At 55.8% G+C, this 10,888-nt stretch carries 8 protein-coding genes and 1 pseudogene; 4 read left to right on the top strand and 5 right to left on the bottom strand.

Annotated elements, in window-relative coordinates; translation table 11 throughout:
• Positions 1–151: 151 nt before the first annotated feature.
• From NK667_RS31365 to NK667_RS31350, 4 genes and pseudogenes are all read right to left on the bottom strand, one after another.
• Positions 152–277 (bottom strand): annotated as a pseudogene (locus NK667_RS31365) (IS5/IS1182 family transposase); the annotation flags it as partial.
• 427 nt (positions 278–704) lie between these two features.
• Positions 705–2,120, bottom strand: coding sequence for an efflux transporter outer membrane subunit (locus NK667_RS31360; protein WP_054616744.1), 1,416 nt, complete (start codon positions 2,118–2,120; stop codon positions 705–707).
• Entirely contained in the window at positions 2,117–5,257 is a 3,141-nt protein-coding gene (locus NK667_RS31355; RefSeq protein WP_054616745.1) for an efflux RND transporter permease subunit, read from the bottom strand. The genes NK667_RS31360 and NK667_RS31355 overlap by 4 nt, the downstream gene beginning before the upstream one ends.
• A 32-nt stretch (positions 5,258–5,289) precedes the next feature.
• Positions 5,290–6,420, bottom strand: a complete 1,131-nt coding sequence (locus tag NK667_RS31350) for an efflux RND transporter periplasmic adaptor subunit (RefSeq protein WP_054616746.1) — start codon at positions 6,418–6,420, stop codon at positions 5,290–5,292.
• A 243-nt stretch (positions 6,421–6,663) separates the two neighbouring features.
• Between NK667_RS31350 and NK667_RS31345 the strand changes: the two genes are divergently transcribed.
• On the top strand, positions 6,664–7,440 hold the full coding sequence (locus NK667_RS31345; protein WP_054616747.1) for an IclR family transcriptional regulator: 777 nt from the start codon (positions 6,664–6,666) through the stop codon (positions 7,438–7,440).
• 12 nt (positions 7,441–7,452) lie between these two features.
• Positions 7,453–8,118: a TetR family transcriptional regulator gene (locus NK667_RS31340; protein ID WP_054616748.1), complete on the top strand. Its 666-nt coding sequence runs from the start codon at positions 7,453–7,455 to the stop codon at positions 8,116–8,118.
• On the opposite strand, the gene NK667_RS31335 is transcribed toward NK667_RS31340, so the two are convergent.
• Entirely contained in the window at positions 8,067–8,774 is a 708-nt protein-coding gene (locus NK667_RS31335; protein ID WP_054616749.1) for a GntR family transcriptional regulator, read from the bottom strand. The two genes, NK667_RS31340 and NK667_RS31335, sit on opposite strands and share 52 nt — an antisense overlap.
• Before the next feature lie 173 nt (positions 8,775–8,947).
• Between NK667_RS31335 and NK667_RS31330 the strand changes: the two genes are divergently transcribed.
• Together NK667_RS31330 and NK667_RS31325 are read left to right on the top strand one after the other, a co-directional pair.
• Positions 8,948–9,781 carry a fumarylacetoacetate hydrolase family protein gene (locus tag NK667_RS31330; RefSeq protein ID WP_054616750.1) on the top strand — a complete coding sequence of 278 codons (834 nt, stop codon included), beginning with the start codon at positions 8,948–8,950 and terminating at the stop codon, positions 9,779–9,781.
• 81 nt (positions 9,782–9,862) lie between these two features.
• Positions 9,863–10,783: a VOC family protein gene (locus NK667_RS31325; RefSeq protein WP_054616751.1), complete on the top strand. Its 921-nt coding sequence runs from the start codon at positions 9,863–9,865 to the stop codon at positions 10,781–10,783.
• Positions 10,784–10,888 lie beyond the last annotated feature (105 nt).

Genomic DNA, 10,888 nt, shown 5'->3' with positions numbered 1-10,888 from the left:
TCATTTGCGAAAGCGTCGGCCACGACCTACCTTACGACCGTGGCGGCAAGGGAAGAACAGAAGCATCGCTATCTAGCGGCCGGATACCGGCTGAAAGGCGACCGATGAACTGTATGTTGAGCGCGCTTTCGACCGGCCTCTCGTATTGAGCGCGTAACTCGCCCGTATCCATCAGCTGTTTTCGAGCTATCCACAGGTATGACAGGGCGAACAGCGTGGTCAATTGGGCCGTATTTTTCATCAGCCCACGAAAGCGCACTTTCACATAATCAAACTGGCATCGAGCAGCTACTTGCGCATAAATAGCAGCCGTTTCAGATCACGCAAGGCCCGGTGTCGGAGGCATACGTTTTTCTAGGTAACTCTGCCCGCCAACGTCACGTCTTTCGCAAGGTCGTAGGAAGCCTGTGCGTTTTTGACCTACTCACCATGATCCAGTGACCAGGCGCATAACAGGTCAAAGGGTTCGCGTAACGATGCCCCAAGAGAGAGTCAGTCGGTCGGTATAGTTCATCCGTGGTGAATGGTACCTAGCCTCTCTTGGTGTTCTGGATCTAGTGGCTGTGACAGTAAATACCAGTGGATCAATTGAGTACGAATCCTCGGATAATGCTAGAAAAGCATACTCAGTGTTCTATAACAAAAAAGGCCCATGAGAAAATAGCTTCATGGGCCAAGGGAGGAAAAGGTTATTTTCTAGGTGACTACAGAGGCAGCCCCCCCAAGCCGTCACCCCCACCCAGTGCTTTGTACAGTGAAACCAAGTTATTAATGCGCGATAGCTTCGTTTGGACTACGGCCTGCTGAACGTTATAAAGACTGCGCTGGGCATCCAGGGAATTGAGGTAAGTGTCGACACCTTCTTCATAACGATTTTCGGCCATTCGATAGCTTCGCTCATTTGCCTCAACCAACAGACTTTCTGCTTTCAACTGCGCGTCGAGTGACGCTCGAGCCACCAATGCGTCAGACACCTCCCGGAACGCAACCTGGATAACCTTTTGGTAATTGGCGACCTCGATTGACGTATTGACCTTGGCAACGTCAAGGTTGGCCTGATTGCGTCCCCAGTTAAAAATCGGCAGGCTGACCGAGGGGATGAAGGTCCATGCGCCCTGCCCTCCGGCAAACAATTGATCGAGCTCAGAACTTGCTGAGCCGGCCGACGCGGTTAGGCTGATATTCGGAAAGAATGCCGCCCTGGCCGCGCCGATATTGGCGTTGGCCGCTTTCAAGGCATGTTCAGCCGCCAAAATATCTGGACGATAAGCCAATAGCGCCGAGGGTAAGCCTGGCTGCAAGCTTTCCTCGACGCTTAGCGCGTCCAGCTCAATCGCTTTGAACGACTGCGCGGGCAAAGGCTTGCCAACCAGTAACACCAATGCGTTTTTGTCCTGCTCAACTGCACGGCTGTAACGCGCCTCACTGGCCTCGGCAATGCGCACAGTGCTTTCGGCCTGACTCAAGTCCAGCTCGGTAGCGACGTCCAGGCTGTAGCGGTTATGCACCAGCTCGTAGCTGTCACGCTGGCTCGTCAACGTCTGGCCGGCAATCGCCAACAGTTGCTGGTCGGCTTGCAGTTGGTAGTACGACGAGGCGACTTCAGCAATCAACGCCAGTCGGACACCGCGCCGCACTTCGAAGGTAGCGAAGTAGCTTTCCAGTGCCTGCTGATTGAGGCTCCGAACGCGACCAAACAGATCCAGCTCGTAGGCGGTAAAGCCAACACCAACGCTGTACTGATGGGTCGTACCGGTCACTCCGCTCGGTGCAACGTCACCCGGCAAACGCGCAGCATTTCCTGAACCTGACGCATCGATAGAGGGCAGCAGATCCGACCGGGTGATTCGGTACTCGGCTCTGGCCTTTTCGATATTCAGAGTAGCCACCTGCAAATCACGATTGCTTTCCAAGGCTTGGCCAATCAGTTGGCGCAACGCTTCATCGTGGAAAAACGCTTGCCAGCTTACCCGATCAGCACCCGTCGTCGAGGAATCGACAGGCGCTGCCCAGTTATTATCCATCGGCGCCTGCGGACGCTGGTACTGCGGAATCAGTGAACAACCGTTCACACTCATCAGGACGAACGCCAGCGCGGCATTCATAACGAGGTTCTTCATTGCTGTTCCTCCGCGATTTGCGCGGTCGGGATCGCTGTTTTTTTCGCGAACAATCGGCAGATCACCACGTAAAACATCGGTACAAAGAAAATCGCCAGGAACGTCGCAGTAATCATTCCGCCGATCACCCCGGTACCAATGGAATGCTGACTGCCCGAACCGGCGCCATTGGAAATAGCCAACGGCAACACGCCGAGCATGAAAGCCAGAGAAGTCATGATGATTGGACGTAAACGCAGCCGCGCTGCTTCTATCGCTGCTTCCACCAAAGGCTTGCCATGTTCCTCGTGCAACGCCTTGGCGAATTCGACAATCAAAATTGCGTTCTTAGCCGACAGGCCCACCGTGGTCAGTAACCCCACCTGAAAGAACACGTCATTGGACAGCCCCCGCATCAAGGTGGCCAACACCGCACCGATGACACCCAACGGCACCACCATGATCACCGAGACCGGTACCGACCAACTCTCATAGAGCGCGGCCAGACATAGAAAGACGATCAACACGGAGATAGCGTACAACGCCGGCGCTTGCGATCCGGACAGTCGCTCCTCGTAGGAAATACCGGTGAATTGCACACCGATGCCGTCGGGCAGTTGCTTGACGATGCGCTCCACCGCTTGCATGGCATCGCCCGAGCTGTAACCGCTCGCCGGTTCACCCATGATTTCGACCGCAGGAGTACCGTTGTATCGCTCCAGTTTCGGCGAGCCGAACGTCCAGTAACCGCTGGCGAATGTCGAAAATTTCACCATCTCGCCACGCGCATTGCGCACATACCATTTTTCGAAATCTTCAGGGGAAATTCGCGCACTGATTTCACCTTGCACGTAGACCTTTTTGACCCGGCCCCGATCAATGAAGTCGTTCACATACGCAGACCCCCACGCCGTACTCATGGTGTTGTTGATGTCGCTGATACTGACCTGCAACGCCCGCGCCTTTTCGTTGTCGATGACGACCTGATACTGGGGCTCATCGCTCAAGCCGTTAGGGCGCACGTTCATTAGTACGGGGTCCTTTGCTGCCAGTTGCAGGAACTGGTTTCGCGCTGCCATCAGCGCCTCATGGCCAAGGCCCGTGCGATCCTGAAGGAACATGTCGAAGCCTTTGGCATTACCCATTTCAAGAATGGCGGGCGGTACGATAGCGATGGCCGTTCCGTCCTTGATTTGCGAGATACGAGCCTGCAGACGTTGGGTGAAAGAGAAAATCGAGGTGTCGTCGCCCTTGCGCTCCTCCCACGGTTTCAGGCCGATGAACAACATGCCGGAGTTTTGCCCGCGTCCGGCAAAGTTAAAGCCGTTGACCGTATAAGCGGACTCGAGAACGTCGCCTTCCTGCTCCATCAGATAACCACGAATTTCATCCAGTACAACTTGGGTTCGGCCAGCGCTGGTGTTAGGCGGCATTTGCACCTGAACGACCATGGTGCCCTGATCCTCGTCCGGCAAGAATGCCGTGGGAATCTGCGGAAACAACCAAGCCATGCCGGCAACGATCCCTAGGTAAATCAGCAGGAACAAGCCTTTGCGCTTTGCGATGGTCGCCACACCGCTTTTGTACTTATCTGCACCTCGGTCGAACGTGCGGTTGAACCAGCCGAAGAAGCCTTTCTTATGATGATGGTTGGCATCGATGGGTTTGAGAATCGTCGCGCACAATGCTGGGGTGAACACCAGCGCTACCAGCACCGACAGGGCCATGGCCGACACTATCGTTACCGAAAACTGTCGATAGATGATGCCGGTCGCCCCGCCAAAAAAGGCCATGGGCACAAACACCGCGCTGAGCACCAAAGCAATGCCCACCAGCGCACCCTGAATCTGCACCATGGATTTACGCGTGGCTTCCTTAGGCGAAGAGCCATCCTCCGACATGACCCGCTCGACGTTCTCCACTACAACAATGGCATCGTCCACCAACAGCCCGATCGCCAACACCATGCCAAACATCGTCAGGCTGTTGATCGTGAAGCCAAACGCCGCAAGGATTCCGAAAGTCCCCAACAACACCACCGGCACCGCTAGCGTCGGAATCAGCGTGGCACGGATGTTCTGCATAAACAGATACATCACTAGGAACACCAGCAGGATGCCTTCGAACAGCGTTTTCACCACCTCGTGAATCGAAGCTCCCACGACGGGTGAGGTGTCATAGGGAAACACCACCTTCAAACCTTTAGGAAAATAGGGCTCCAGTTCAGCAACGGTTTGTCGAACGCCTTTAACCGTGTCGAGCAGGTTTGCACCGGTGGCCAGGCGTAATGCCAGCGCGGCGGCGGGCTTGCCGTTGTAGGTACCGGAGATCGAGAAGTTTTCGGCGCCCAGCCCTACTTGCGCAACGTCTTTGATCCGTACTTGTGAACCGTCCGGATTGACCTTGAGCAGAATTTCTCGGAACTCCTCCGCAGTTTTCATCCGCGATTTGCCGAGGATCGTCGCGTTCAGTTGCACGCCCTTATGGGTTGGCAAACCACCGAGTGAGCCAGATGAAATTTGAACGTTTTCCGCTTGCACGGCATCAATGACATCCTGGGATGTCAATTGAAAACTATTCAGCTTTTGTGGATCGACCCAAATACGCATCGCGTACTGCGCGCCCAGCATAAGGAAGTCCCCGACACCTTTAGAGCGGGTGATGGGATCCTTCATATTCGAGACGATGTAGTTGCCGATGTCGAAGTCATCCATGGAACCGTCTTCGGAATACAGCCCGACGATCAGCATGAAATTGACCTGATATTTGGCAACCCGCAGGCCCTGCTTCTGTACCTCTTGCGGCAGCAGCGGTGTCGCCAACTGCAGTTTGTTCTGCACCTGCACCTGAGCAATGTCGGCATTCGTACCTTGATCGAAGGTGACGATGATGTTGGTGCTGCCATCGCTGTTGCTCTCGGACGAGATATAGCGCAAGCCGTCGAGGTTGTTCAGTTGCTGCTCGATCACCTGCACCACAGTGTCCTGCACTGTCTGCGCCGATGCGCCCGGGTAAGTCACAGTGATGATGACTGCCGGGGCAGCAATGTTCGGGTACTGATTGACCGGCAGTTTGAGAATCGACAGCGCGCCGGCGAGCATGATCACGATAGCGATCACCCAGGCGAAAATCGGCCGGTTGATAAAGAAGTTAGCCATAGGTATTACCTTGAACGTGTGCAGCGCAAGCGCTACTCGGTGGCGCTGACCACAGCGGAGTTGGCATCGGTATTAGTCGCCGGCACGGGATTGATCGGCATGCCGGGTCTGGCAAGTTGCACCCCCTCAGTGATCACCCGATCCCCCGCCTTCAGACCGGACTCGACCAGCCACTTGTTGCCCAAGGTGCGCAACGTTTTGACTTCGCGCAGTTCCGCCTTGTTTTCAGCGTTGACCACTAATGCGGTGGCCTGACCCTTCAGGTCGCGAGTGACGCCTTGCTGGGGCACCAGAATCGCCTGCTGACGCATGCCCTCGGTCAGACGTGCATGGACGAACATACCCGGCAGTAAAATGCCGTCGGGGTTGGGAAACGCTGCTCGCAAGGTCACCGCTCCGGTACTTGGGTCGACGGTGACTTCGGAAAATTTCAATGCGCCTGGAAGTGCGTAAGCCGAGCCATCCTCAAGCGTAAGTTGAATCTGCACCTGATCCGGCCCGGCCATGGTCAAACGCCCCGATGCCATTTCGCGTCGCAATTTGAGCATTTCGGTAGAGGCCTGCGTGACATCGACGTAGATCGGATCGAGCTGATTGATCGACGCCAGCGCCTCGGTCTGACCCGTAGTCACCAATGCACCTTCAGTAATGTTCGAGCGGCTGATGCGCCCGCTGATCGGGGCCAGGACGCGGGTGTAGTCGAGATTGATCCGAGCCATTTTCAGATCCGCCTGGGCCTGTTTGAAATTGGCCTCGGCATCGTCGAACTGTTGACGACTGATCGCTTTGCTCTCGACCAGGCGCTGGTAGCGCTCGGCCAGATTGCGCGTGGTATCGAGGTTTGCCTGGGCCTTTTCGAAGGCGGCTTGATAACTGGCCGGATCAATCTGATACAGCTGCTGACCTTGCTTAACCTGCCCACCTTCACTGAAAAGTCGCTTCTGGATGATCCCGCCAACCTGCGGCCTAACCTCGGCCACACGATAGGCGCTGGTACGTCCCGGCAAGTCACTGCTGAGCAGAACGTCTTCATTGTGCAGGGTCACTACTCCGACGTCGGGAACTTTGGGTGCCACGGGCTCCCGCGGTTCCTGGCATCCCGAGAGGATCAACGCAGCCAACGGCACCGCGCAAGCGAGACGCCGGGTGGGTCTGAAGTTCATTTGATGCTCCTTTGAAAGCTCATTGGGCGCGCTGCATTGAATTGCTGGACGCCCGGCAGAAAGGCTATGGGTGTTCAAAATGGGACTGATCACATAACAAGTGACCCGCAATGCGATGCGGTGTATCGTAGTGCGATCCGCAATGCGGTGCAAGCATCCGCATTGCGGTACAGAGCCCTCAAGCCTGTAAACTGACACCTTGTTCCCGTCCAGCCACCTGACATGTCGGTACCGAGAAAGCACATGAGTGAGTCGAAAGAAAAAAACGAAATGGACGAAAGTCGCAGTGGCGGGATTCAGGTCATCGCCCGTGCCTGCTCGGTCATGCGCGTGCTCGGTAGCCACCCGCGAGGCTTGAGCCTGGGAGCAATCGCTCAGGAAGTGGGGCTAGCGCGTTCAACCGTGCAACGCATCGTCAGTGCCCTGGAATCCGAATCGATGGTCGAGCCGATTCGACCAGGCAGCGGATTCCGTCTCGGCCCGGCATTGGCCCAACTCATTCACCAAACCCACACCGACATCATCTCGATCGCGCGCAAGTCGCTTGAAGAGATGTCGGAACAGCTAAACGAAAGCGTCACTCTGTCCTGCATCAGTGGGCAGCAAACCAACGTCATCGACCGAGTCATTGCTGAGCGCGAGTTGCGCGTTGTGTTTCCCATGGGCCGTTCAATGCCGATGCACGCGACGGCCGATGGCAAGGCGCTGTTGTCGACTCTGAGCGATGAGCAGATTCTTGAAGTACTGGGCCAATCACCGGAAAAGCTGACGGATTCCACTCACGGCATCCAGTCCCTGCTCGAAGAGATGGAGCAAATACGCCAAAGCGGTTTCGCGATCGACAATCAGGAACATACCGTCGGCATTAGCGCATGCAGCATTCTGATTCCGACATTCATGGGGCCGCATGCTGTTGCGGTCGTCGCGCCGACATCACGCTTCGAGATGCGCGCCAACGAATTTCGGCAAGCATTGGAGGCATGTAAAGCCTCCATCTCCAAGCTCGCAGGTGAGTACTGAAGGGAAACGATGATGGTCAGAAAACGTAAAGAAGACGTCGAGATCACACTCGGCTTGCTGCTGGATGCTGCTGAAGAAGTCTTCAGCCGCCGCGGCTACGCCCAAGCAACTTTTCAAGAGATCGCCGAACAGGCTGGATTGACGAGGGGCGCAATCTATTGGCACTTCAAAGACAAGGAGGCGTTGCTCGACGCAGTGCTGCACCGTGCTCCACTGCCTTGGGATCAACTACCCGCGCACTTCAACGGCTTGCGGCAGGCACCGACGGTCAAGCAATTGTCGATGACATTGGGCGCTGGATTACAGCAAATCGTTAGTGATCCCCGACTGCACCGGACCACCCTGATCCTGTTGCATCGCACAGAACTGGTCCACGAAAATTATCTGGTGTATTGCCGGCTAACGCGCATCTTGAACCGCATCAAGACCTACGTGGTTGCAGCATTGAGCATGCGCTTCAAGGAGGCCGACGGCTCGCCTTGTAAGCAAATTCCGGCCATCGCGACATCCGTCAAAACACTCCTGACTGGATCGATTTACGAATGGCTGCTCAATCAGGCCGAAGTTGACCTCAAGCATATTCCCTCCATGATCGAAGCCTTGTGCTCGCCTTTAATGGGCAAGCATCAAACCTCATTCAGAAGCGCATGCTTGAGCACTGAATCAGTGGTGGTTTGATAATGTCGGGAGAGCAACTCACACGCTTTGCCAATGTCCTTGGCCAATGCGGCATCCATCAGTTGGCGGTGTTCATGGGGCACATCGCGATGGCTGCTCTCGGCGTAGTGCATCGACAAGAATCGATAACGCGCCGTCTGGTCACGCAGTGACGAACACAAGCGCAGCAAGGTTGGAGAATTGCAGCTGGAGATCAGTGCTTGATGAAAGTTTTCGTGAGCGTTTTCCCACTCAGGCTTGAGCAGACGCTCCGGACCTTCAACGATAGACAGACGATCGAGCCTGTGATGAGCAGCGATCACCCTGCTTTCCCATTCAACGTCACCATGATTAATAGAGTCTGCTAACGCCTTGCTTTCGACATGCAAGCGTACGGCGGTGATGTCGGAGATTTCGGCAGCAGAAATTCGGCCGACGCTGAACCCCTTTTGATCCGCCGCCGAAACGAACCCACTACTAGCCAAACGCGATAACGCTTCGCGCAGAGGAATCACGCCCACAGCGTAGGCCTCAGCCAGCTCCTTAAGCCGCAAACGGATGCCCGGAGCCAGTTGACCATTGATGATGTCCTGGCGAATCCGTGCTTCGAGTTGCGAGGCCATCGTACGTTTTTCCGTGGTCTCAACGGATTGCCAATTGATCAGGGGGGAATTCACGGTCGACTCCTATGTCGCTATGTTCTAAAGAATCATACACAGACTCTAAAATTTCTCACATTCACATAAATATATATTTTTCTATTGACCGTATATTTTTTTGGCTTTAGCTTTATGACCAGACGGTCGGCCTGTTCACGACCGAACCCTAAATACCTACAAGAGATACCGACATGCGCTACGTCCGCTTCCTCAATCAAGGCCAACCAGTCCTGGGTGTCGTCACTGCCGAAGGTGTACGCGTGTTGGGTGCCGAATCTCTTGAGTCGCTGCTAGCCCGTGGTGTCGACCTGACCACTCACGGCGCCCAAGCCAACGGCGCCCTGATGGAGATTGCCGAAGACGCTTATCTGCCATTGATGGCCCACCCGACAAAAATCGTCTGCGTCGGCCTAAATTACGCCGACCACACCAAAGAATCGCCTTACGCCCAACCGACCTATCCGACCCTGTTCCCGCGCTGGAACTCCAGCCTGACGGCGCATAATCAACCGCTGATTCGCCCACGCATCTCCGACACCCTCGACTACGAAGGTGAGATGGCCGTAGTGCTCAAGAGCGGTGGTCGCCACATTCGCAAGGAAGATGCGCTTGAACACGTCGCCGGTTATGCGCTGTTCAACGAAGGTTCGGTGCGCGATTACCAGTTCATCTCGCCCCAGTGGACGGTCGGCAAGAACTTCGATGACACGGGCGCGTTTGGCCCGGTACTGGTGACCGCTGATGAATTGCCCGCCGGCGGTAAAGGTCTGCTGCTGGAAACTCGTGTTAATGGCAAGGTCGTACAATCTGCGAACACCGACGACATGCTGTTTGACGTGGCCACCATCATATCGACACTCTCTGAGGCGGTAACGCTGGAAGCTGGCGACGTGATTGTCAGCGGCACCCCGGCAGGTGTTGGTTTTGGGATGAATCCGAAAGTGTATTTAAAGGCTGGCGATATCGTCGAGGTGTCCATTGAAGGCATCGGCAAACTGGTAAACCCGGTGGTTGACGAAGCCTGACCCCGCACGCTTCAAACTCTGCGCAGGGCTGTCCTCACACCCTGCGTGCAATAACTACAATAATTAACAATGGAGGCAATCATGAGCATGTCCCATGGTGTGCATTCGATTGATCATTACGCGCTGAACGTTCCCTCGCTGGACGAAGCCTGCCAATTCTTCGAAAGCTTTGGTCTGCAAGTTGAACGTCAACCGCAGCAACTCCTTCTGCGAGCAGCGGACGGCCATGCATGGGCGAAAATCCTCCCTGCCGCCTCCAAGTCACTGGCGTATCTGAGTTTCAATTGCTACGAACAGGACTTCGACGCGCTGCGCCAGCAAATCGAGCTCGCCGGCGGTCGCTTTGAAGACCGTCAAGAAGCCGGCATCTGGTTCCGCGATCCGGACGGCAACTTGTTGCAGGTCAAGGTCGGTGAGAAAACCATGCCCGACCAGAAGTCAGCTCATTGCAACACCAGCACGCCTGCCGACCATCGCGGCGCAACGACGCGGGACGGGCTCCCGCAAGTTCGCCCTCGTCGCTTGTCTCATGTTCTGTTGTTCACCCCAGATGTGCTCGGTGCTCTGCATTTTTACGAGCAAGCGCTAGGCCTGAAACTTTCGGACAAGTCGCTGGACATCATCGCCTTCAGTCACGCCCCGCACGGCTGCGATCATCACCTTGTGGCGTTCGCCAAAAGCAGCGCTAAAGGCTGGCACCATGCGGCGTGGGAAGTCGACAGCATCGATGAAGTCGGCACTGGCGCCGCTCAAATGGCCGCTGCTGGCCACAGCAAAGGCTGGGGGACCGGGCGCCATTGCCTGGGCTCGAACTACTTCCACTATGTACAGGATCCGTGGGGCTCGTTCTGCGAATACTCGGCAGACATGGATTACATCGGCGAAGGCAGTCAATGGCCCGCCGGCGATTACCCGCCGGAAAACTCCCTGTACCTCTGGGGCCCGTCCGTCCCGGACAACTTCATTTTTAACACTGAAGCGGACACCCCGGCCCCCGCCTGAGTCTCCCTGTCGCACAGCCATTGACCTGATATTCCTGCATGGCGCGAGTCTTCCCGATCGCGCGACGGCCGTGCCATGCCTGGACATACACTGCGAAGTAAACGA

The organism is Pseudomonas nunensis (genome assembly GCF_024296925.1).
Taxonomy (GTDB): domain Bacteria; phylum Pseudomonadota; class Gammaproteobacteria; order Pseudomonadales; family Pseudomonadaceae; genus Aquipseudomonas; species Aquipseudomonas nunensis.
Note: the sequence above shows the minus strand (reverse complement) of the source record. Positions and strands in the feature narration are given on the sequence as shown.